The sequence below is a fragment of the Vibrio sp. YT-19(2023) genome (assembly GCF_033337395.1).
The window spans coordinates 1-721 of record NZ_JAWOQN010000458.1 but is presented as its reverse complement, the minus strand read 5'-3'; the positions used below and the strand labels follow the sequence as shown (position 1 = coordinate 721).

Sequence of the window (721 nt, the reverse complement as noted above, 5' to 3'; positions counted from 1 at the left end):
GACAGAAATCAACCGCTTCACGAACTTCATCAATGCTGTCGTGAATGGTTTTACCCGCTTCTTGATGACAAATCGCCACCAACTCCGCCAAGTTTGCTTCCATCAGGTCAGCAAGTGTTTCTAAACACTTCGCTTTTTGCTCAATCGCAGTGCCTTTCCATTCTGGGAATGCCGCTTGCGCCGCTTCAATCGCAGCGGAAACATGATCAAGAGTTGCAAAAGCGACTTGACCCACTTCAACACGACGATCGTAAGGCGCGGTAATGATCTCAGCGAGGTTTTCCTTGATCATGCTTTCGGCAAAACGTTCACCGTTGATCACAGGGCCCGCAATCCACTTATTGTTTAGGAAGCTTTCAACTTGCGCTTCAAATGGTTTTGCTTCGCTTTCGATATCAATGTTCACGCCGTAAGAGTTTTTACGCTCAGGGAAAATACCTGAAGGCATTGGGATCTTATCGTTATTCAGCGTCGCAAAACTGGTTAGCGCATCCACAGGGTGATGTGTCAGTTCAGAAATTGGGCAACGCGCGTCAACCAAACGGTGTACAAACGAGCTGTTTGCGCCATTTTCTAGCAAACGACGAACAAGGTAAGGCAGTAGATCCGCGTGGCTACCAACTGGAGCGTAAATACGAACAGGTTGGCCGTATTTCTCCATCACATGGTTGTAGAGCGAATCTCCCATGCCGTGTAGGCGTTGGAATTCAAAATCCTTATG

The 721-nt window shown here is 47.7% G+C and carries 1 protein-coding gene; it reads right to left on the bottom strand.

Annotation, left to right across the window (positions count from 1 at the left end):
- Positions 1-721: proline dehydrogenase family protein (locus R7E78_RS26505; protein WP_318058660.1), on the bottom strand; the 721-nt coding region annotated here is incomplete at both ends.